Raw genomic sequence first — 22,054 nt, forward strand, 5'->3', positions numbered from 1 at the left:
GGTTAGCGAGTTGCTAACCAATTTTCGTCATCCCTGCCCTTTGCGGCCCGCTGGACACGACGCCGCTGACATGGGGTAGATATTATGAAACGCACAATGATGATGGTGGCGATGGCCGCCATCCATGCCCTTGCGCCAACCGTGGCACAAGCCGCCGCAGGCGACCTGCTGGTTGCGCCGACCCGCCTGATCATGAGCGCCAATAGCGGCGGCGAAGTGGTGGTCAACAATAGCGGCGACAAGGCGACGACCTACCGAATATCGCTGGTGCTGCGGAAAATGACAGAGCAGGGCACGATCGAATCGGTCGATGAAGCAACGGCGTCGCAGCGGGACGCCGCCGCGCTGGACCTGATCACCTACGCCCCGCGCAAGATCACGCTCGCGCCGCAGCAATCGCAGACGGTGCGGATCGGCGTGCGGGTGCCACCGACCATGCCGGGCGGCGAATATCGCGCGCATCTGCTGTTCCGTGCGGTCCCCGACGTGGCCGATGCCGCCGCGCCAGTCCCCGCGGGCGATGGCATGTCGATCAGCCTGACACCCATTTATGGCGTGACCATTCCCGTCATCGTGCGCGTGGGCGAACCGAAAGGCAGCGCCAGCCTGAACAACGCGCGGTTGAGCGTGCAGGACGGGCAGGCGCAGCTGGACGTGGACCTGATGCGTGCGGGTGACCGATCCGTCTATGGCACGCTGGAATTGATGCAGGCCGACGGCAAGACCGCGATCGCCACGATCAAGGGGATCGCCGCCTATCCCGAAGTGGCGCAGCGGCACATCATGCTGCCCATCGACAAGGCGGCGCTGGCGCGGGCGACCGGGCCGCTCAAGGTGCGGTTCGTGGAGACCGATCCGGCGGCGGGCGGCGCAGTGAGCGAAACCGCCGTGGCGCGGCCCTGACACCAAGCCAAGGGTCCAGACCCCATGAACGCGCAGCCCCGGCTGTGGCGTGTCCTGCTGTCATGTCTGCTGGTCCTGCTGCTGTTGCGCGCGGGTCCAGCGATGGCGGCGGCCGCGCCGCTGTCTCCCGACGACGCGCTGCTGTTAGACGCGCGGGTCGGATCGCTGTCCGTCGGCAATGGCATACGCGGCTTTGCGGTCGAGGATGCCATCTGCCTGGATCTGGGCGATGTGATAGACGCGCTGAAAATTGCGCTGGTGCCGAGCGAGGACAAGCGCCGGGCGGAGGGCTGGGCATTTGATGAGGCGCGGCACATCGCCATCGACCGCGATACCGGCGAGGCGCGGTTCGGGACGGAATATATGCGGCTGGCCGCGGGCGACATCCATGACAGCCGGTCGGGATGGTGCGTTGGCACCGATGCGCTGGGCCGGTGGCTGGGCGTCACGTTCGACGCCGACACGACCAACGCGATCCTGACGATAACATCCCCTGCGCCCCTGCCCATCGAAGCGGCGTTGCGCCGGACAGCGGCGGCAGAACGACTGGCGACCAAGGCGCAGCCGCAGACGGCGGGGCTGGAACGGCGCGCCTTTCCCTATCGGCTATGGCGTATGCCCGCGCTGGATGCGTCTCTGTCCGCCGGATGGCAGCGCGACGCAAAGGGCGCGCAGCTGCGGACGACGCGCTATGAAATGCTGGCCGCGGGCGAACTGGCCTATGCGTCGGCTGAAGCGCGGCTCGCATCCGATGCGCGCGGGATGCCAGACAGCGTGCGGTTGCGGCTCTATCGGGCCGATCCTGACGGGGAATTGCTGGGTCCGGTGGCAGCGACGCAGGCGGCGGTCGGAGATGTGGACAGCTTTGCCGTGCCGCTGGTCGCCGGGTCCGCCAGCGGGCGCGGCATGTCCCTGACAAACCGGCCGCTCGATGCCATTGGCGAATTTGACAAGGTAGCGCTGACTGGTCTTTTGCCGCTGGGGTGGGACGCGGAACTCTATCGCAACGGGGAGTTGTTGCGCGTGGTCCCCGGCGATGCGGCGGGGCGCTATGCCTTTCGCGATGTCGCCCTGCGCCATGGCGTCAATGTGCTGGAAGTCGTGCGCTATGGCCCGCAGGGACAGGTTCGGCGCGAACGACTGGTCTATAATATTGCGGCGCAATCGCCGGGGCCGGGCGAAACCTGGTGGTCCACCACTATCGTGCAGGGTAATCATGACCTGCTGCGATTTGGCACCAGCCGCCAGACCCCGTCGTCGGGATGGCGCGGCAGTGTGGGGGTGGACCATGGACTGGGCCGGGGGACGTCGATCGGCGCAGCGGTCGTGCGTGCGCCTTCGTCCGCCGGCAGCGCCGATTTTGCCCATCTCAATATGCGCGGCGGGCTAGCCGGGATGCTGGGGGAATTGTCCTGGGCCGGGCGCAGGGGCGGCGGATCGGCGATGCGGGCGTCTGTCGTCGGTGATCTGTTCAAGACCAGCATCGCGGTGGAAGCGGTGCATAATCGCGGGCTGCGATCCGAGCGGATGGACCCGGCGCTGCGGTCCTCGGTCGGGATTGCACTGGACAGGCCGGTTCATGCTGGGGGGCTGATATTGCCGCTGCATTTCGACCTGCGATCGACCCGGCAGCGGAGCGGACAGGGCGTTGAGGCAAACGGGCGCCTGTCCGTGGCGACACGCAGCGTCGCGGCAGGCCTGGTCGGCGGATGGAGCCGCTTCCGGTCAAGCGACGGAATCACGCGCGACAATGCGACGGCGGGGCTGCTGGTGAGCGGGCGGGCGGGCAAGATCAGATTGCGTGGTGAGGTCCATTGGCGGCTGACGCCCGATCCGGCGCTGTTGGGGGTGCAACTGACCGCCAACCGGGCGCTGGGCGCTTCGGACATGGTGCAGATTTCCGCCAATTATGCAGCGACCGAGCGAAAATTTGCGATCGATGCCGCCTATGCGCGCGATTTCGGCCCGGCGGCGCTGACGCTGAACCTGTCGGGCGACAGCCGCCGGGCAGTGGCGATCGGGCTGGGGCTGACGTTCAGCGTCGGTCCGGGTGGTGACGGGCGGTTCGGGCGAGTGCGTTCAGCATCGCAGGCGCGCGGCGGCGGGCTGCTGGTGCGGGCCTTTCACGATCTGGACGGCAATGGCCGGCGCGATGCGGGTGAGCCACACTTTGCCGATTCGGTCGGCGTGCTGGTGAATGACATGCCGCTGCCCGCACGGCTGCGCGATGAGGCGGAACGGGACGTGGAGCTGGACGGGCTGAGCCCCGCGACCCCGGTCAAGATCGCGCTGGACGAAGCATCGCTGTCCGATCCGTTCGATATACCAAGCAATCCTGGCATCCTGGTCACCCCGCGTGCGGGGTTGCGCGAGGTCGTCGAGTTGGGCGTGTCGCCCTCCGCCTCGGTCGAGGGAATGCTGGCGATGGACGGACGGGCGCTGGCAGGAGAGACGATGGAATTGCTGACGATGGACGGGACGAGCGCCTATCGCGCCCGCACGGAGTTTGACGGCATGTTCAGTTTCGAACGGGTCCGCTATGGCCGCTACCGGTTGAAGGTGGCGCAGGGCCGTCACCCCCAGGTCGAGCAGATCGTCGAGCTGGGTCAGGCACGCAGCATGGTGCGGCTGGGCGTGATCGACGTGCGCGCGGCGGCGCAATTGGCCGCGCGCTGATCAAAATTCGATCAGCGCCACCTTGGTCTTGAGGTTGGCGACATAGGCTTCGCGGCCCAGATCCTTGCCGATGCCCGATTGTTTGAAACCGCCGGTGGGGAGGATGAAATCGTTGCTGCGGCCATAGCGGTTGACCCAGACGGTGCCGGCCTCCAGCGCGCGGGTGGCGCGCAGCGCGCGGTTAAGGTCGCCAGTATGGACGCCAGCGGCCAGCCCATAGGCGCTGTCATTGGCCAGCGCATAGGCTTCGCCTTCGTCCGCGAAGGTCTGGACCGTCAGCACGGGTCCGAAAATCTCGCCCTGCACCGCTTCGCTATGCTGCGCAGCATTTTGCAGCAAAGTCGGCTGGAAATAGCTGCCATCCTGCGGCGCGGTAGCGCGGGTGCCGCCGGTCAGCACTTGCGCGCCATCAGCCACGGCACGCTGGACGATGCCGTCGATCCGGTTGAGCTGGCCTTCCGAAATGATCGGGCCAAGCGTGCTGTCGCTGGCCCAGGTCGGTCCCGCCTTGTGCGCGGCGAAGGCGCGCATGATGCGGTCGATCACCTGATCGGCCACCTTGTCCTGCACCAGCAGGCGCGATCCGGCGACACAAACCTGGCCAGCGTTGAGCGTGATCGCGCGCGCGACGATGGCCGATGCCTTGTCCAGCCCTGCGTCGGCAAAGATGATCTGCGGGCTTTTGCCGCCCAGTTCCAGCGTCACCGGCTTTGGCCCGGTCTGGGCGCAGGCGGTCATGATCGCCGCGCCCGTGGCGGTCGATCCGGTGAAGGTGACCTTGGCGACTTCAGGCCGCCGCACCAGCGGATCGCCGACCTGGCGCCCGTCGCCCTGCACGATGTTGAAGATGCCAGCGGGCAGCCCGGCCTCGATCGCCAGTTCAGCCAGGCGCACGATGCTGAAGGGCGTCATTTCGGAGGGCTTCAACACGATGCTGTTACCCGCCGCGATCGCGGGCGCGATCTTCCATGCGGCCATCACCAGCGGCAGGTTCCACGGCGCGATCGCCGCGACCACGCCATAGGGTTCGTGGATGGTAAGGCCCAGCTTGTCCGGCGTGGTCGCCGCGACTTCGCCGCCAATCTTGTCCGCCCATTCGGCAAAGAAGCGGACGGTTTCGGCCGTGTAGCTGACGTCCCAGGCGCGGATTTCGTGGATCATCCGAGTGGAACCGAGCGCCTCCAAGGGCGCCAGCACCTCCATGTCCGCCTCAATGAGGTCGGCCCAGCGGCGCAGCACCCGCATCCGACCGCGCGGATCGGTCTGCGCCCAGCCGCTGCTCTTGTAGGCGCGCTGGGCGTCCTCGCCCGCTTGCGCCAATTGCGCGTCATCCACGCTGTCGAGATCGGCATAGACCCGCCCGTCAGAGGGACGCCGCACCGGGATCGCCTGCCCGCGCCCGACAACGCGCCGCCCGCCGATGAAATTGCTGCCCTGCGGCAAGGCGATCAGATCGGGGTTGAAAATGTCCATGGCGCGGCTCTCCTTCATGCAGGCAGGATGACAGAATATGGATCGCGCGCGGCATGTGTTGCAGTTGCGCGGGAAAATCTGCGCGATAATCTTCCAAAATCAGGGCGAAGGCAGCAGCCAATGCTTGGACACGCCGATTAAGCTTGCCCCAAGTGATTCCTAATCAGGGCAGGCGGACAACCCTTTTCCGCCGGGGAGCAAGACGCATGGCGACAGGCATAGAGGCGATGGTGGACCTGCGGGCGATGACCGTGGACGATCTGACCGCCGCGCACGCGCTTTCCAGCGAGCAGAAATGGCCGCACCGGATCGAGGATTGGGACATGCTGCTCAGCCTTGGCTTTGGCTATGTGGCGGAACGCGACGGGGAAGTCATCGGCACGGCCATGGCGTGGCTTTACGGGACCAACGCCGCGACGCTTGGCATGGTGATCGTCTCGCCCGCCGCCCAGGGCATGGGGCTGGGCCGTCGGCTGATGGAGGCGGTGATGGCCGACCTTGGCGATCGCACGATCCTGCTCAACGCCACCGATGAGGGCGCGCCGCTCTATCGCAAACTGGGGTTTGAGAGCATCGGCCCGGTGTTCCAGCATCAGGGCGCGGCCTTTGCGGTGCCGGTCGCCGAACTGATCCCCGACGAACGGGTACGACCGCTGGGGGCCAAGGATATGCCGACGCTTCATGCGCTGGCGCGGCGGGCCAGCGGCATGAACCGCGATGCGCTGCTCGATGCGCTGGTGCCGGGCGCGCAGGGCGTGGTGCTGACGCGCGCCAACGAGCCGGTGGGCTTTGCCTTGTTTCGCCGCTTCGGGCGCGGCTATGTCGTCGGGCCGACCGTAGCGCCGGACACTGGTGGCGCGAAGGCGCTGATTTCGCATTGGCTGGGTTCCAACAGCGGCATTTTCTGTCGGCTCGACGTGCCGGAGGAAAGCGCACTGTGCAGCTGGCTCGATGAACTGGGCCTGCCCTGCGTCGGCCGGGTGATGCGCATGGTGCGCGGCCCGATGCCGCAGACCGACCCTTCGATCAAAGTCTTTTCCCTCACGACACAGGCGCTCGGATGACCCTTTCCCTTTCCAACACCGCCCTTTTCGTCGAGCGCGCCTTTATTGGCGGCGCGTGGGTCGGCGCGGCGTCCGGCGCGACCGTGCCGGTGGATAATCCCGCGACCGGCGCAATCATCGGCACCGTGCCCGATTGCAGCGCGGCTGATACGCAGGCGGCCATCGATGCGGCCGAGGCCGCCTTCCCGGCGTGGAAGGCGCGGACGGCGGGCGATCGCGCCGCCGTGCTGGAGCGGTGGCACGCGCTGGTGTTGGCCAATGTCGCCGACCTTGGCCGGATCATGACCGCCGAACAGGGCAAGCCGATCGCTGAGGCCGAGGGCGAAATTCGCTACGCCGCAAGCTTCATCAAATGGTTTGCCGAGGAAGCCCGGCGGATCGAGGGTGGCATCATCCCCGCGCCCGAAGCCAATCGCCGGATATTGGTGATGAAGGAACCGGTCGGCGTGTCCGCCGCGATCACGCCGTGGAATTTCCCTGCCGCGATGATCACGCGCAAATGCGCGCCTGCGCTGGCGGCTGGTTGCCCGGTGGTGGTGAAGCCGTCTGAACTCACCCCCTATAGCGCGCTGGCGATGGCGAAGCTGGCGGAGGAAGCGGGTTTTCCGGCAGGGGTTTTCAACGTCGTGACTGGCCTTCCCACCGCGATCGGCGGGACGCTGACCGCGAGTCCCGTGGTGCGCAAATTATCCTTCACCGGATCGACCCGCGTCGGCGCGCTGCTGATGCGGCAATGCGCCGACACGATCAAGCGGGTCAGCTTCGAACTGGGCGGCAATGCGCCGCTGATCGTGTTCGATGACGCCGACATCGACCTGGCCGTCGCCAGCACGATGGTCAGCAAATTCCGCAATGCCGGGCAAACCTGCGTCTGCGCCAACCGCATATTGGTGCAGGACAGCGTCTATGACCAGTTTGCCGAGAAACTGGCGAAAGCCGTGTCGGCGCTGACCGTGGCGCCCGGCGATATCCCCGGCAGCACGATCGGTCCGCTGATCAACGCCGCCGCCGCCGACAAGGTGAAGGCGCATATTGACGACGCCTTGTCGCACGGCGCGGCTTTGTTTGCGCAGGCACCGGAGGGCGCAACGGGTGAACGCTTTGCCCGCCCGGTGGTGCTGACCGGTGCGACGCGCGACATGCGGCTGGCGGAGGAGGAAACGTTCGGCCCGGTCGCGCCTTTGTTCCGCTTTGCCCATGAGGATGAAGCGATCGAGCTGGCCAATGCGACCAGCTATGGCCTGGCCAGCTATTTCTACACCGAGAATCTGCACCGCGCTTTCCGCGTGGCAGAACGGCTGGAGGCGGGCATGGTGGCGCTCAACAGCGGGTCGATCGCGATGGAGGTCGCGCCGTTTGGCGGGGTCAAGATGTCCGGCCTGGGCCGTGAGGGCGCCCATGCGGGGATCGAGGAATATCTGGAAACCAAGGCATTCCATATCGCCGGGCTGAAACTTTAGGCCACATCCGTTCGCCCTGAGCCTGTCGAAGGGTCGTACTGCACTTCAAGAAAGAACAGGGCTTCGACAGGCTCAGCCCAAACGGGAGTTTTTTATGACCCGCAACTATACCATCTCCGTTATCCCCGGCGACGGCATTGGCAAGGAAGTGATGCCCGAAGGCATCCGCGTGCTGGAGCGGGCGGCGAGCCTGTACGGCTTCACCATCGCGCAAAAGTGGCAGAATTTCGCCTGCTGCGATTATTATGCCAAGCATGGCCAGATGATGCCGGACGACTGGAAGGCACAGATCGGCAAGCCTGACGCCATCTTCTTTGGCGCAGTCGGCTGGCCCAACACGGTGCCGGATCACATTTCGCTATGGGGATCGCTGCTCCAGTTCCGGCGCGAATATGATCAATATGTCAATCTGCGCCCCGTGCGCCTGATGCCCGGCGTCCCCTGCCCGCTCGTGGGGCGTGAGCCGGGCGACATTGATTTCTGGGTCGTGCGCGAAAATACCGAAGGCGAATATAGCTCGGTCGGCGGCAAGATGTTTCCCGGCACCGACCGTGAGATCGTCATCCAGGAAACGGTGATGACCCGGCACGGCACCGACCGGGTGCTGCGCTATGCGTTCGATCTAGCCGCCACGCGCGACCGCAAGCATGTTACCTCCGCGACCAAGTCCAACGGCATCGCCATCACCATGCCCTGGTGGGACGAACGGGTGGAGGAGATGGCCAAAAATTACCCGACCGTCACCCATGACAAATATCATATCGACATTCTGACCGCGCAATTCGTGCTGAACCCCGACCGGTTCGACGTCGTGGTCGCGTCCAATCTGTTCGGCGATATCTTGTCGGACCTTGGCCCGGCCTGCACCGGCACGATCGGCGTCGCGCCGTCAGGCAATATCAACCCGGACGGCACCCACCCTTCGCTGTTCGAGCCGGTCCATGGCTCTGCGCCCGACATTGCAGGCAAAGGCATCGCCAATCCGGTCGGCCAGATCTGGTCGGCGGCGATGATGCTGGAGCATCTGGGCGAGGCGGACGCCGCTGCCGCGATCATGCGCGCGGTCGAAACCGTGCTCGCGGAACCCGGCCTGCGCACCGGCGACCTCAAAGGCAAAGCCAATACCGAGCAATGCGGCAAGGCGATTGCTGACGCCTTGACCTGACCTCAGGCGGCGCAGCATAATATGCTGCGCCGTTTCGCTAATACGGCCAGACACAGGCCCGCAACCGGCCAGATTGAGACTTTCCCGCTGCGGCACAAGGATAGGCTGCATCCCATAACCACCATGGCGAGCACCCCGACGATGCACCAATCCAACCGATCCTTGCTGGACATCGACCGCGATCATTTGATCCATTCGGTCACATCCTTCCGTGCCCATGAAGCGCGCGGCGCAACCATGCTGCAAAGCGGCAAGGGCATGTGGCTGACCGATATGGACGGGCGCGAGGTGCTGGATGCCTTTGCCGGGCTATGGTGCGTCAATGTGGGTTACGGGCAGGACAGCATTGTCGAGGCCGCGGCGGAACAGATGCGCCGTCTGCCCTATGCGACGGGCTATTTCCATTTCGGTTGCGAGCCTGCCGCGCGGCTGGCGGAGCGGCTGGTCGCCCTGTCGCCAGAGGGGCTGGACCATGTCTATTTCACGCTGGGCGGGTCGGACGCGGTGGACAGCGCGATCCGCTATATCACGCACTATTATAATGCGATCGGCAAGCCGACCAAGAAACAGTGCATCGCGCTGGAGCGGGGCTATCATGGGTCGAGCAGCACGGGCGCGGGGCTGACGGCGCTTGCCAATTTCCATCGCAATTTCGATCTGCCGCTGCGCTGGCAGCATCATATCGCGTCGCCCTATCCCTATCGCAGCGATCTGGAGGGTGATGACGCCGCCATCATTGCCCGGTCGGTGCAGCAGTTGAAAGACAAGGTTGCGGAACTGGGGGCAGACAATGTCGCGGCCTTCTTCTGCGAACCGATCCAGGGGTCAGGCGGCGTCATCGTGCCGCCGGTCGGCTGGCTCAAGGCCATGCGGCAGGCGTGCGATGATCTGGACATATTGCTGGTCGCCGATGAGGTCATCACGGCGTTCGGGCGCACCGGGCCGATGTTCGCCTGCGAAGCCGAGGATGTGACGCCCGACCTGATGACCGTCGCCAAGGGACTGACCGCCGGTTATGTGCCGATGGGCGCGGTGCTGATGTCGGACAAAGTCTATCAGGGCATTGCCGATGGCGCGGCGGCCGATGTCGTCATCGGCCATGGCGCGACCTATTCTGGTCATCCGGTGAGCGCGGCGGTGGGGCTGGAAGTGCTGCGCCTCTATACCGAGGGCGGGATTTTGGCTAACGGGCAGAAGGTCGCGGCGCGCTTCGACGCGGGTCTTACGGACATGGCCGATCATCCGCTGGTCGGCGACACGCGCGGGCGCGGGCTGCTGGGCGCGATCGAACTGGTCGCGAACAAGGGGACCAAGGCGCGGTTCGACCCGGCGCTGAAAGTCGCCGACCGTCTGTTCAACGATGGCTATGCCAATGGCGTCATTTTCCGTGCCTTTGCCGACAATATCATCGGCCTCGCCCCGGCGCTGTGCGCGACGGACGCAGAGATGGACGAGATATTCGCGCGCATCAGGAAAACACTCGACGGCTTGCTCGAACAGGCCGATATTCGAGCGGCGCTGGGATAAATATAAGGGGGAACAAGGACATGTTGGGCGGACCCAGACTGGACAGGATCGACCTGAAAATCCTGACGCAGCTTCAGCAGTCGGGCCGGATCACCAATGTCGAGCTGGCCGATGCGGTCGGCCTGTCCCCCAGCCCCTGCCTTACCCGCGTGAAACGGCTGGAGAAAGCGGGCTATATCACCGGCTATGGCGCGCATATCAATCTGCACAAGCTGGGCGAATTTCTGACCGTCTTTACCGAAGTAACGCTGAGCGAACATCGGTCGGGCGACTTTTCCCGGTTCGAGACGCGCATCCGCAAGCTGGACGAGATTGTCGAATGTCATCTGGTCAGCGGCGGATATGATTATCTACTGAAATTCGTGACCCGCGGCGTCGGCCATTATCAGTCGATCATCGAGGGGATGCTGGAAAGCGATTACGGCATCGAAAAATATTTCAGCTATGTCGTGATCAAATCGCCCTTCATCAAACATCATTATCCGATCCAGCATCTGTTCGGCGAGCAACGATAATTTCATGACCGACATCACCGACCTGATCGATCCGCTTGTGGCCTTCCGTCGCGACATTCATGCGCACCCGGAACTGGGCTTTTGCGAACATCGCACCGCCGGGCGCATTGCCGAGCAATTGCGCGCGCTGGGGCTGGAGGTGCATGAGGGGATCGGGCGGACCGGCGTGGTCGGCGTGCTGCGCAACGGAACGTCAGGGCGGAGCATCGGGCTCCGCGCGGACATGGACGCGCTGCCGATCGAGGAGCAAACCAACCTGCCATGGGCCAGCAAGACGCCCGGCACCTTCCATGGCTGTGGCCATGACGGGCATGTCGCGATGCTGCTGGGCGCTGCGCAGCAGCTGACGCGCAGCCGGAATTTCGACGGGACGGTCAACTTCTTCTTCCAGCCCGCCGAAGAGGGACAGGGCGGTGCGCGCGAAATGGTGAAGGAGGGACTGTTCGAGCGTTTCCCCTGCGACCGGGTGTTCGGGTTGCACAACTGGCCAGACCTGCCAGCGGGTATGATCGCGACCCGGCCCGGCCCGATCATGGGGGCGGCGGACAAGTTCGAGATCGTCCTGGAAGGGCGCGGCGGCCATGCGGCGATCCCGCAGGATACGCCGGACGCGATTTTGGCGGCGGCCAGCCTTGTGACGCAGATGAACGCGATCCTATCGCGGCGGATCGCGCCGACCGCATCTGCCGTGCTGTCGATCACGCAAATCCATGGCGGGCATACGCATAATGTGATCCCGGCAGAGGTCCGCATTGGCGGAACGGTGCGGACGTTCGACCCGGCGGTACAGGACAAGATCGAAGCGTCGATCCGCGAAATCGCGGCCGGCGTGGCGCTGGCCAACGGGCTAAGCGCGAGTGTCGATTATCAGCGCTACTATCCCGCGACGATCAACGATGCGGAGGCGGCGCAGGAGGCGCTGGATGCCGCGGCGACCGTCGGCATCGCGCAACTGGCGCCCGATCCGGCCTTCACGTCGGAGGATTTCGCCTTCATGCTGCAAGCGTGCAAAGGCGCCTATATCTGGCTGGGGCAGGCCAAGCCGGACGGCGGCCCGCCGCTGCATAACCCGCATTATGATTTCAACGATGATGTGCTGGGGCTGGGTATCCGGCTGCACGTCGCGTTGGTTGAGCGGCATTTGGCGATTTAACGCCACGTCCGTTCGTTTGGAGCGGCGGAGTGTTCATCTTGTCAAAACCAGAAACGCACACCCATAACCAGACTCGTGGCCGACGCACTCTCCCCCGCCGCGCGCGCATAACGCGCCGTATCGCCCAGCTTGCGTTCCCAATGGACGCCGACATAGGGCGCAAATTCGCGGGCAAATTCGTAGCGCAGGCGCAGGCCCAGTTCGATGTCGGAGACGCCCGACCCGATACCCAGTTCCGGCACATCCTGTGCAGCGATATTCATTTCGGCGGCGGGTTGCAGGATCAGGCGCTGGGTAATGCGCTGGTCATAGCTGCCCTCCAGCCGCAGATGGGCGTCGCCCTTGTCGGACAGGAATGCCTGCGCGCCGACCTCGAACCAGTAAGGTGCGAGGCCTTCGATACCGACGACCGCATAGGTACGCTGGGGTTGCGGACGGAAATCCTGTCGCACGCCCGCCTCGACATTGAACCAGGGGTTGAGCGCCCGGCTGTAGAGCGCCTGTATTTCCGCGCTTTCAAGCGGGCCGCCGACTTCGCCCTCCCCTTCCGTTTTGAACGCGAAGCGGTTGATGTCACCGCCGAACCAGCCTTCCCCTTCCCAGGCATAGCCATTCGCGCCCTTGTGCGCGCGATATTCCAGGCGATCGAGCATCAGTTGCGAGAAGCTCATGCCGCCGCTTTCCTTGATCATCGCGGCGCGGGCGCGGGCCATGGTGGCGGCGGGGTAGAAGGCTTCGGCGGCATGATCCGTCGGGATTGGCGGGGCAACGCCCTGCGGCACGCTGTCGTCGATTGCGGGCATGGCGTGACCGGCATGGGGGTCGGCTGGAACTTCGCCCACAGACGGCATAGTTTTCTGATTTTGTTCTTTATTATCAAAAACTTCGTGGTCGTGAATCTCTTGTCCTATGGCGGGCGTGGCGAGTAGCAGGGTCGCGGCGGCGATCAGGCGCATCATGCCGCGTCCTCCCCGTGGCGAACCATGACGACGCGCATCATCCCTGTGTGCATGTGCATCAGCATATGACAATGGAACGCCCAGTCGCCCAGCGCGTCAGCGGTCAGATCGAAACTGATCTTGCCGCCGGGCAACACATTGACCGTATGCTTGCGCGGATTATGTGCCGCATCCTCCCCGGTCAGCAGCTGAAAGAAATGGCCGTGGATATGGATGGGGTGCGGCATCATCGTGTCGTTGATGAGCGTGACGCGCACCCGCTCCATATGGCGGAAGGCGATGGGGTCCGCGCCGTCGGACAGCTTCACCCCGTCGAACGACCACATATAGCGTTCCATATTGGCGGTCAGGTGAATGTCGATCGAGCGGGTCGGGGTGCGCGTATCCTCATTGGGTTCGAGCGCGCGCAGATCGGCATAGGTCAGCACGCGATGATCGACATCCTCCAGTCCCGTGGGTCGGTCGGCGGTGCGATCGGCGGGCATGGAGGAAAGCGTCGCCACCCCCGGTCCCATCGGCACATTGGGCGCGACCGAGGGGTCGAGCATCTTCATGCTATGGCCGGACATGCTGTCATTGGCGGGTTGGGACAGGTCGATCACGCCCCCCTGCCCCATGTCCATGCCGGACATGTCCATCCCCATATCCTTCATGGTCAGCAGCGGCCGGGCGCGCAGCGCGGGGATCGGCGCGACCATGCCGATTTGCGGCGCCAGCGTCGCGCGGACAAGGCCGGAACGGTCGATGGCTTCGGCGATCAGGGCATAGGCGGTGGCGTCGGTCGGCTGGACGATCACGTCATAGGTTTCGGCGATGCCGATCTGGAACTCGTCGGTCTCGACCGGCTGGACATGCTGGCCGTCGCACTGGACCACGGTCATTGCCAGGCCCGGCAGGCGCACGTTGAAATTGGTCATGGCCGACGCATTGATGATGCGCATCCGCACGCGCTCGCCCGGCGTGAACAGCCCGGTCCAGTTTTCCGCCGTGCCATGGCCGTTGACCAGGAAACTGTAGGTGGAGCCGGTGACATCCGAAATATCGGTCGGGTCCATCCGCATCTTGCCCCAGTCGATCCGGTCCTTGAGGGGCTGGTCTTTGCCCTTGAGCAGACCGACCAGCGTCTGGCGCTGCATATTATAATAGCCGCCCGATTGTTTCAGGCGCGTCAATTGCACATGGGGGTGGACCGGCGACCAGTCGGACAGGACGATCACATGCTCGCGCGTAGCCTGCACCGGATCGGTCCCAGCAGGGTCGATGACGATCGGGCCATAATGACCCATCGCCTCCTGCATCCCCGAATGGCTGTGATACCAGTAGGTGCCGGACTGGCGGATCGGGAATTCATAGGTGAAAGTCTCACCCGGCGCGATGCCGGGGAAGCTGACGCCGGGCACGCCGTCCATCTGGAAGGGGACGATTAGGCCGTGCCAGTGGATCGACGTATCTTCTTTCAACTTGTTGGTCACGGAGAGGCGGACATTCTGCCCTTCGCGCAGCCGGATCAGCGGCGCAGGGACGGTGCCGTTAATGGTAATGGCATGGGCGGAGCGGCCCCCGGTCGCGAAATGGCTGTCGGCGACGGTCAGCGCGATGCTTTCACCCGACAGGACGCCCGGCGCGGGATGCAGGCCATGGGTGCCGCTTTGCGCCCAAGCGGGGAAGGCGTTGGCGAGGCTGAGGGCAGCCGCGCTTTTGAACAGGGTGCGGCGGTCGAGAGTCAGGTTGGTCATGCCCCTTCATACGCGGGGCGGCGCGTCATCCCTCAAACTTTCCGACAATTTTGCCCGCGCGCGATAAAGGCGGGTTTCGACCGCTTTTTCGGTGAGGCCCAGCGCCGCGGCGGTGTCCGCCTGGCTCATCGCCTCGATCGTGCGCAGCAACAGGACGTCCTTCAACGCAGAAGGCAGCGCGGCGATGGCGGCGTTGATGCGGGTAAGGGCCGCCTGCGATTGCAGCGCCTGTTCCGGGTCGGGCGCGGCGTCGGCAATGTCGCCCGCTTCGTCGATCGGGCGCGCAAAGGCGAAGAAGCGCCGCACCGCGCGACGACGGCCCCAGTCGCGGCATTTGTTGAGCGTGATCCGCGCGATCCAGCTGCGAAAGGGGCGCGCGCCATCATAGCGGGCCAGCGCGGCGAAGGCGGCGACGAACACCTCCTGCGTGATGTCGAGCGCTTCGTCGCCATCACCGACATGGCCGCGGGCGAGACGCCACACAGCATCGCGATGCCGCCGCATCAGCGCGGCATAGGCCTCCTGATGCCCGGCCAGCGCCCGCGCGGCCAGCGCCCTGTCATCGGGTTCGGCTACGTTCACCGGGGGGCGGGCTGGGTCAGTGCCTTGACGACGGCGGCGTCGAACTGCGCCGCCTGGTCGGGACGCAGCACCGCGCGCATCGCGAAAATATGCTGGAGCGTCTCCTTTTGCAGCGCGCCCATGACATGATGGGTGCGGTCCACGGCTTGGCCGACTTGCGGGCCATAGCCATGTTCCGCCGCAATCGCCTGCGCCAGCCGCGCATTGTCGGCGCGCATTTCCGCCTCCAGCGCTTCGCGGCGGATGGCAAAGGCGGCTTCGAGCGCGTGGATGCGCTGTTCCTGCGCGGCGTCGAGCGTCAGCTTTTCATGCAGCAGCGCATGGACTTCGCTTTCGACGCGGGGCGGTGGCGCGATCCAGACGCGCGCGACCAGCACCGCCGCCAGCGCGGCGGCGAAGGCGACTAGCGCGACGAGCAGATAGCGCTTCAGGCTCATTGGCCGAGCAGGCGCGAGGGCGCATAATCCGACATGCCGATCGGCGCAGCTTGCGCGGGCGCTGACGGCACGATGCTGCCGGCCCAGCCGATGCCGAGCGCCAGCAGACCGGCCAGCATCATGCTGCGCCGCGCCATGCCCCGTTCGCGGCGGCGGGCAACGCCCTGCATCACCACGCCGTCCATCTGCTCCAGCCGGGCGTCGACCGGCATCGCCCGTATCTGCCCCAGCAACTGATCGAGATCACTCATCTGCACATACTCCATCCTCATCGCGGCATACGCGCGGCGCGCGCTTATCCCTCACCCGATGGCCCAGGAAAAAATCATGCACCCGCTATGAGGGGTCGGGCAAGTCGATGCGTAATATCCCGTAACCGCCATCATGGAGAAGCCCCGATGTCCCGTTTCCTGACCGCCGCCATCGCCCTGTCGATCGCCATCCTGCCCGGAGCCGCTCTGGCCCATAGCAAACTGTTGTCATCCAGCCCTGCCGCGAATGCGACGGTCGCCAAGCCGACCAAGCTGACGCTCACTTTTTCCGAGACATTCCTGGGGCCGCTTTCGGGCATCGATCTGGTCATGACCGGGATGCCGGGCATGAGCGATCATGCGCCAATGCCGATCAAGGGGTTCAAGACCGTGGTGGCGCCCGACGGCAAGACGATGATCGTCACCCTGCCCCGCGCTTTGCCCGCCGGCAGCTATGACCTGAAATGGCATATTGTCGGCGCCGATCAGCACAAGATGGAAGGCGGCTATAGCTTCAAGGTCAAGTAAGCCGTCATGGACGGGGGGATGCCGGCACCCATGCTGCTACTGGCGCGCTTTGGCCTGATGGCCGACCTTGCCCTGCTCATGGGCCTGCCGCTTTTCTGGTGGGCGATGGGCATGGCGGGGCAGCGCGCGCTGCTGGTGGCGCTGGCGTTGGGCGGCATGGCGCTGTCGGCGCTGTGGCTGCTGGCGAGCGCAGCGAGCATGACCGGCACCCCGTTGCTGCCGCCCGACTGGGCGACGGCAGAGATTTTGCTGACGATGACGCCGATCGGCCCGGTGCTGGCGGTGCGCGGCATAGCTTTGCTCGCCGCGCTAGGCTTGGCTGTGGTCGGGCGGGATCGCTGGGTGCTGATCCCGGCCGCCATTGCCGCCGCGACGATTGCCTGGACCGGCCATGCCGGGGCAACCGAAAATGTCGCGGGCAGCGTCCATCGCGCCGCCGACGTCGCGCATATCTGGGCCGCATCGGGGTGGATCGGCGCGCTGGCGGCGTTGCTGCACGCCGTGACGATGCACCGTCCGAATGTCGAACGGATCGCGGTGATGCTGGCGAAATTTTCGCTGCTGGGAACCGTGTTTGTCGCCACTTTGGTCGTGACTGGGGTGGTCAACAGCCTGATGATCGTGGGCGTGGCCGATCTGCCTGCGTTGGTGAGCAGCCGCTATGGCTGGCTGCTGGGCGCGAAGCTGGTTCTGTTCGGCGGGATGCTGGGGCTGGCGGCGCTCAATCGCTGGCGGTTGACCCCGGCACTGGAGCGGGGTGACAGCGCAATTGCCGCGCTGCGTCTCTCATTGATGCTGGAGACGGGCGCGGCGATCGGGATTCTGGTGCTGGTGGCCTGGCTGGGGACGCTCGATCCGATGGCCTGAGCCATCAGGCCGGGCGGTAGATCGCATACACCTTCTTGACGTGAACCTGGCTGTCCCAACTGCACGATGCGCCCTGTTCGACCAGGAAGATGTCGCCTTTGCCAAACGTCCCTGCCGCACCCGCGCCATCGACGAAGGTGACGCTGCCATCGAGCAGATACATCAGCTCATAATGGCGGTAGGCCATGGAGCGGCGGTGATAGGGGGTGGAATCCCAGGTGCCGCAGACAAATTCGCCGTCAGCCGAGCGATAGTCGGTGAAATTGCGGCAGGACGGGGTCGGTCCGACCAGCAGTTCAGCCAGCGGCGCGCCTGACGGTTCGAGCGACGCGCTGGTGTGGATCGGAATGATCGCACCGTCGGCGGCAGACCCACCGGTGCGGCGCACGAACAGCAGGCGCGCGTCGGCGGTGCTGGTCCAGCCAAAACGTGCGCCTTCGCACAGGACGATGCTGTCACCTTCGTTGAGCGTGCGCTGATCAATCTGCACGCTGCCCGATTCAACAATGACAAATTCGTCGGCGGGCATCGCTGCGACCGACCCGCTGCCCTGCGGCAGAGCGATCAGGCCGATCGTCACCGGGCCTTCGGGTTGGGGCAGCACAGCGCGGGCGGATAGGAAGGCGTCGCCCTCCCCTGCCCCGACCGTCACCCCCGCCGCCCAGGCGCGCAGATCGACGAAGGAACGGGTGGCGGTCTGGCTGGTCGTCATGCTGGCTTCCCTCAAGAAATTTGCGGCAAGCTAGCGCGATGCGGGCGGCAGGTTGCACCAAGCGCGCGTCAGCGAAGCGCGAATGGTGCCGTTTGCCTCCGCCGGGACGTTCAAAGCTGCCGTAGGGCGCTGGCCGGACGCACCGACAGGAGCGGGATCGACCCGGCCAGACCAATGCCCAGCGTCAGCAGCGCGCCACCGACCAGCGTCGCCAGCACGACCAGCCAGTCGGGCGACCAGCTGAATTCGAAAATCTGGACGATCACGAACCAGGCCGCGCCGGACCCCAGCGCCAGCGCGACCAGCGCCAGCATCGTGGCGAGCAGGCCATATTCGAGCGCCTGCCCGCCCAGCAACTGCGCGCGGGTTGCACCCAGCGTTTTCAATATCACGCTGTCATAGCTGCGCGCCTGGCGCGAGGCGGCGATCGCGCCGACCAGCACGGCGATGCCCGCCAGAATAGCGACCGAAGCGGCTGCAACGATGGCGGCGGACATTTGCGTCATGATCGCGCCAACCTGCGCGATAACCTCGCCCACCGCGATCACCGACACGCCGGGGAAAGCGGCGAGCAGGTCGCGAGTGACGGCGCTATCGTGGCGCGTGTCCATGGTGATGGTCGCAGCCAGGCTATGCGGCGCGGCGGAGACGATGCCGGGGGAGAATACGAGGATATAGTTGAAGCCCATCGTCTCCCAGTTGATCTTGCGCAGGGAGGTAATGCGCGCGGTGATTTCGCGCCCCAGCAGGCTGACGGTCAATGTGTCGCCGACGCCGATGTTGAGGATTTTCGCGGCTTCCGCGTCGAAGGAAACGAGCGGTGGCCCGGCATAATCGGCAGGCCACCATTGCCCCGCGACCAGTTCGCTGCCCTGCGGCAGGGTGGCGCTATAGGTGACGCCGCGCTCTCCGCGCAGGAACCATGCACCTTCGGGTGGCTCCCTCAGGTCGGCGACGCGCTGATTGCCATAGGCGACGATCGTGCCGCGCAGGGCGGGGACGATATTGAACCGCGCGTCGGGCGCCTGTTTGCGCACGATGGTGCGGAAACGATCCGCTTGCTCCGATGGGATATCCAGCACGAACTGGGCCGGGGCGGTCTTTGGCACGACATTGCGGATTTCACTGTCCAGGCTGGTCTGGATACCTGCCAGCGTCACGAACAGGGTGAGCGCCAGGCCAAGCGCGACGATCAGTGCGGCGGTCTGCGCGCCGGGGCGGTGGAGATTGGCCAGCGCCAGACGCAGCAAGGGCCGTCGCGGGCGCGGCGCGCGCAGAGCGATCTGGCGCACGCCCCAACCGATACCGAGCAGGAGCAGCAGCACCGTCGCAGTCGCGCCCAGCACGGCGGCGGAGAAAAGCAGTTCGCGCGCCGTACCGAGCGCCAGCGCCACCAGCAATGCGCCAGCCGCTGCCATGGCGAGAATCGTGCGCCGGTCGATGCCGTGGCGCGGATCAACCACGCCGCGAAAGATGAGCGCGGCGGGCTGGGTCCGGGCGCGGGCAAGCGGCGGCAGGGTGAAGAGGAAGGCGATCAGCAGGCCATAGGCAGCGCTGGTGACGAGAGGCAAAGGATGAAGGCGAAAGCCGGGGCTGACCGGCAGCACATCGCCCGCCAGCGCGACGATCGCAGAGGGCAAAAGCGCGCCCACCGCCAGACCGCAGGCGATACCCAGCAGCGCGATGCAGCCAATCTGGAGCAGGTAGATGCGGGCAATGTCGCTGGACGTCGCGCCCAGCACCTTGAAGGTCGCGATGCCGGGGCGTTTCAAAGCGAGATAGGAAGCGACGCCATTGCTGACGCCGATGCCCGCGATCACCAGTGCGGCGAGGCCGATCAGCGAGAGAAATTGCCCCATGCGCACGATGAAGCGGCTGGCGCCGGGAGCCGCCCGATCGCGATCCTTAAACTCCCAACCCGCCGACGGATATTGCTTTTCCAGATCCTCCCGCACCGCCTGCGCGTCTGCTCCAGCGGGCAGGCGCAGGCGATATTTGCTGTCATAAAGGCTGCCCGGCTGGATCAGGCCAGTGCGGCGCAGCCCATCAAGCGAGACGATCGCCACCGGACCAAGGGTAAAGCCCTCGCCCAACCGATCAGGTTCGTCGGCGATGATCGCGGCGATGGTGAAGGTGGCAGTGCCATAGACCAGCCGGTCGCCGGGCCTGACATTCAGCCGGTCGGCCAATGCAGGGCCGATGAGGATGCTGTCGGGCGCTAATGGCGCGCGATAGGTTCCACCTTGCAAAGCCAGCGTGCCATAGAGCGGATAGGCATTATCCACGCCCTTGAGTTCGGTCAGCACGGCCGGTCCGTCGGCTCGTTCGCCCCGCGCCATCGCGCGCAGGCGGATGGTTTCGCTTAATGTGCCAAGGCGGCGGAAGGCCGCTTTGTCGCCCTCCCCCGCTTCGCGCTGGGTCATGGCTATTTCGACGTCACCGCCCAGCAACCCCTGCCCGCGTTCACTGAGTTCCTGCGTGATCGCCGACGTCAGGCTGCCAATCGCGGCCAGCGTGGCGACACCCAGGAACAGGCAGAGGAACAGCAGCCGCAATCCCCGGAACCGGCCCAGAAGGTCGCGCCGGGCGATGCGCCAGCTTGTCGCCCAATCAAGCGCCTTCACGCCGCGCGATCCGAAACGATCCGCCCGTCGCGCATCTCTACGATCCGGCCGCAACGGTCGGCCAGCGCCGGATCATGGGTGATGATGACGAGCGTTGCGCCCGCCGCCCGCTGCCGATCGAACAGCAGGTCCATGATGGTGACGCCGGTGGTCGCGTCGAGATTGCCGGTCGGTTCGTCGGCGAACAGGATGGTCGGGCGCGGCGCGACGGCGCGGGCGATGGCGACGCGCTGCTGTTCGCCGCCCGACAATTGAGCGGGATAATGGTCCAGCCTGTGGCCAAGCCCGACGGCGCGCAATTCATCGGCGGCGCGGGCGAACGCATCGGCTTCCCTCGCCAGTTCCAGCGGCACGGCGACATTCTCCAGCGCGGTCATGGTGGGGAGCAGGTGGAAGCTTTGCAGCACGATGCCGATGCGCCCGCGCCGGGCGCGGGCCAGCGCATCCTCGTCCAGCGCGCCAAAATCGACCCCGCCAATATGCACGTCCCCGCCGCTCGCCCGCTCCAGCCCGCACAAGACCGCCATCAACGAGCTTTTGCCCGAACCTGAAGCGCCCAATATGGCGATGCTTTCGCCGCGCAGCAGGGTAAGATCAACGCCCTTCAAAATCTCGACGGGCGCATCGCTTGTGCCAAGCGAGAGGGTGACATTGTGCGCGCGGATCGCGATAGTGGCCGGATCGATGGGCATGTGCATGAAGAAGGAGCGCTCCTTGGCGGGCAGATTTTTGCAATATGGGGCGCTGGCGCTGTTTGTCCAACTGGCTTGCGCCTGTTCGGACAAGGCACCGCCCCCGCCCCCGGTCGCCAACAGCGCCGACGGCACGTCGGCTTCCAAGCCAACCGCTGCGCCGGTGGCCGATGGCAAGCTGGTCGTGGCGTTCGGCGACAGCCTCTATGCGGGCTATAATCTGGATCAGGGTAAGGGGCTGGCCCCGGTGCTGGAGCTGGCTTTGGCCGCGAAGGGCATGAAGGCGCAGGTCGTCAATGCCGGCGTGTCGGGCGATACCAGCGCGGCGGGTCTGGCGCGCCTGGCCTTCACGCTGGACGGGCTGGCGCGCAAGCCTGACCTGATACTGGTGGGGCTGGGCGGCAACGACATGCTGCGTGGCCTAAGCCCGGAGGCGACGCGGGACAATCTCGACGCGATCCTGGCTGAACTCAAGAAGCGCGGCATCCCCGTGCTGCTGACCGGCATGTTGGCGTCGCCCAATATGGGGCCGGACTACGCCGCCGCCTTCAACCCGATCTTCCCGGCGCTGGCGAAGAAATATGACGCAGCGCTCTATCCCTTCATGCTCGACGGGGTGATCGGCAATCGGGCGCTGCAACTGCCCGACGGCATCCACCCCAATGACAAGGGGGTCATGGTCATCGTGGGCAAGCTGGCACCCATTGTTGAGGGGAAATTGCGTGCCTGA

The 22,054-nt window shown here is 65.4% G+C and carries 20 protein-coding genes; 11 read left to right on the top strand and 9 right to left on the bottom strand.

All coding sequences use genetic code 11. The annotated features are described in order from the left end of the window. Positions 1-84: 84 nt before the first annotated feature. Both Q0D44_RS06360 and Q0D44_RS06365 read left to right on the top strand, forming a co-directional pair. Positions 85-903 carry a hypothetical protein gene (locus Q0D44_RS06360; protein ID WP_294134161.1) on the top strand — a complete coding sequence of 273 codons (819 nt, stop codon included), beginning with the start codon at positions 85-87 and terminating at the stop codon, positions 901-903. Positions 904-927: 24 nt separating this feature from the next. Beyond that, complete coding sequence (locus Q0D44_RS06365; RefSeq protein ID WP_294134164.1) at positions 928-3,579, top strand: carboxypeptidase-like regulatory domain-containing protein; 2,652 nt, start codon at positions 928-930, stop codon at positions 3,577-3,579. Here Q0D44_RS06365 and Q0D44_RS06370 read toward each other — a convergent pair whose 3' ends face one another. Next, the gene (locus Q0D44_RS06370; protein ID WP_294134167.1) at positions 3,580-5,052 is read right to left on the bottom strand and encodes an aldehyde dehydrogenase family protein; all 1,473 of its coding nucleotides are present in this window, start codon (positions 5,050-5,052) and stop codon (positions 3,580-3,582) included. A 206-nt stretch (positions 5,053-5,258) separates the two neighbouring features. On the opposite strand from Q0D44_RS06370, the gene Q0D44_RS06375 reads away from it, so the two are divergent. The 6 genes from Q0D44_RS06375 (at position 5,259) to Q0D44_RS06400 (ending at position 11,936) form a co-directional block, all read left to right on the top strand. Further along, positions 5,259-6,116 (top strand): GNAT family N-acetyltransferase, encoded by an 858-nt coding sequence (locus Q0D44_RS06375; protein ID WP_294134170.1) that lies wholly within the window; start codon positions 5,259-5,261, stop codon positions 6,114-6,116. Then, positions 6,113-7,576, top strand: coding sequence for an NAD-dependent succinate-semialdehyde dehydrogenase (locus tag Q0D44_RS06380; protein ID WP_294134173.1), 1,464 nt, complete (start codon positions 6,113-6,115; stop codon positions 7,574-7,576). Before Q0D44_RS06375 ends, Q0D44_RS06380 begins: the two co-directional genes overlap by 4 nt. 94 nt (positions 7,577-7,670) lie before the next feature. Further along, positions 7,671-8,741 (top strand): tartrate dehydrogenase, encoded by a 1,071-nt coding sequence (locus Q0D44_RS06385; RefSeq protein ID WP_294134175.1) that lies wholly within the window; start codon positions 7,671-7,673, stop codon positions 8,739-8,741. Between the two features lie 141 nt (positions 8,742-8,882). Further along, entirely contained in the window at positions 8,883-10,268 is a 1,386-nt protein-coding gene (locus Q0D44_RS06390) for an aspartate aminotransferase family protein (RefSeq protein WP_294134178.1), read from the top strand. A gap of 20 nt (positions 10,269-10,288) precedes the next feature. Continuing rightward, positions 10,289-10,783: a winged helix-turn-helix transcriptional regulator gene (locus tag Q0D44_RS06395; RefSeq protein WP_037490126.1), complete on the top strand. Its 495-nt coding sequence runs from the start codon at positions 10,289-10,291 to the stop codon at positions 10,781-10,783. 4 nt (positions 10,784-10,787) lie between these two features. Then, complete coding sequence (locus tag Q0D44_RS06400) at positions 10,788-11,936, top strand: M20 aminoacylase family protein (protein WP_294134184.1); 1,149 nt, start codon at positions 10,788-10,790, stop codon at positions 11,934-11,936. A 41-nt stretch (positions 11,937-11,977) separates the two neighbouring features. On the opposite strand, the gene Q0D44_RS06405 is transcribed toward Q0D44_RS06400, so the two are convergent. From Q0D44_RS06405 to Q0D44_RS06425, 5 genes are read right to left on the bottom strand one after another with little or no spacing between them, the layout of a single operon-like run. Continuing rightward, entirely contained in the window at positions 11,978-12,895 is a 918-nt protein-coding gene (locus Q0D44_RS06405) for a copper resistance protein B (RefSeq protein ID WP_294134187.1), read from the bottom strand. Beyond that, positions 12,892-14,631: a copper resistance system multicopper oxidase gene (locus Q0D44_RS06410; RefSeq protein ID WP_294134189.1), complete on the bottom strand. Its 1,740-nt coding sequence runs from the start codon at positions 14,629-14,631 to the stop codon at positions 12,892-12,894. The genes Q0D44_RS06405 and Q0D44_RS06410 overlap by 4 nt, the downstream gene beginning before the upstream one ends. A 6-nt stretch (positions 14,632-14,637) precedes the next feature. Beyond that, complete coding sequence (locus tag Q0D44_RS06415; RefSeq protein WP_294134195.1) at positions 14,638-15,213, bottom strand: sigma-70 family RNA polymerase sigma factor; 576 nt, start codon at positions 15,211-15,213, stop codon at positions 14,638-14,640. Next, positions 15,210-15,650 carry a periplasmic heavy metal sensor gene (locus tag Q0D44_RS06420; protein ID WP_294134198.1) on the bottom strand — a complete coding sequence of 147 codons (441 nt, stop codon included), beginning with the start codon at positions 15,648-15,650 and terminating at the stop codon, positions 15,210-15,212. The genes Q0D44_RS06415 and Q0D44_RS06420 overlap by 4 nt, the downstream gene beginning before the upstream one ends. Next, the gene (locus Q0D44_RS06425; RefSeq protein ID WP_294134201.1) at positions 15,647-15,901 is read right to left on the bottom strand and encodes a hypothetical protein; all 255 of its coding nucleotides are present in this window, start codon (positions 15,899-15,901) and stop codon (positions 15,647-15,649) included. Before Q0D44_RS06425 ends, Q0D44_RS06420 begins: the two co-directional genes overlap by 4 nt. A gap of 147 nt (positions 15,902-16,048) precedes the next feature. Between Q0D44_RS06425 and copC the strand changes: the two genes are divergently transcribed. Both copC and copD read left to right on the top strand, forming a co-directional pair. After that, on the top strand, positions 16,049-16,429 hold the full coding sequence (copC, locus tag Q0D44_RS06430) for a copper homeostasis periplasmic binding protein CopC (RefSeq protein ID WP_294134204.1): 381 nt from the start codon (positions 16,049-16,051) through the stop codon (positions 16,427-16,429). 18 nt (positions 16,430-16,447) lie between these two features. Beyond that, positions 16,448-17,296, top strand: coding sequence for a copper homeostasis membrane protein CopD (gene copD / locus Q0D44_RS06435; RefSeq protein WP_294134206.1), 849 nt, complete (start codon positions 16,448-16,450; stop codon positions 17,294-17,296). A gap of 4 nt (positions 17,297-17,300) precedes the next feature. On the opposite strand, the gene Q0D44_RS06440 is transcribed toward copD, so the two are convergent. The 3 genes from Q0D44_RS06440 to Q0D44_RS06450 form a co-directional block, all read right to left on the bottom strand. Beyond that, complete coding sequence (locus tag Q0D44_RS06440) at positions 17,301-18,008, bottom strand: cupin domain-containing protein (RefSeq protein WP_294134209.1); 708 nt, start codon at positions 18,006-18,008, stop codon at positions 17,301-17,303. Positions 18,009-18,118: 110 nt separating this feature from the next. Further along, positions 18,119-20,632 carry an FtsX-like permease family protein gene (locus Q0D44_RS06445; RefSeq protein ID WP_294134212.1) on the bottom strand — a complete coding sequence of 838 codons (2,514 nt, stop codon included), beginning with the start codon at positions 20,630-20,632 and terminating at the stop codon, positions 18,119-18,121. After that, entirely contained in the window at positions 20,629-21,330 is a 702-nt protein-coding gene (locus tag Q0D44_RS06450) for an ABC transporter ATP-binding protein (RefSeq protein ID WP_294134215.1), read from the bottom strand. The genes Q0D44_RS06445 and Q0D44_RS06450 overlap by 4 nt, the downstream gene beginning before the upstream one ends. Between Q0D44_RS06450 and Q0D44_RS06455 the strand changes: the two genes are divergently transcribed. Next, positions 21,329-22,054 (top strand): arylesterase, encoded by a 726-nt coding sequence (locus Q0D44_RS06455; RefSeq protein WP_294134218.1) that lies wholly within the window; start codon positions 21,329-21,331, stop codon positions 22,052-22,054. The genes Q0D44_RS06450 and Q0D44_RS06455 overlap by 2 nt on opposite strands.

Source organism: Sphingobium sp., assembly GCA_023266575.1.
In the GTDB taxonomy this organism is placed as follows: Bacteria; Pseudomonadota; Alphaproteobacteria; order Sphingomonadales; family Sphingomonadaceae; genus Sphingobium.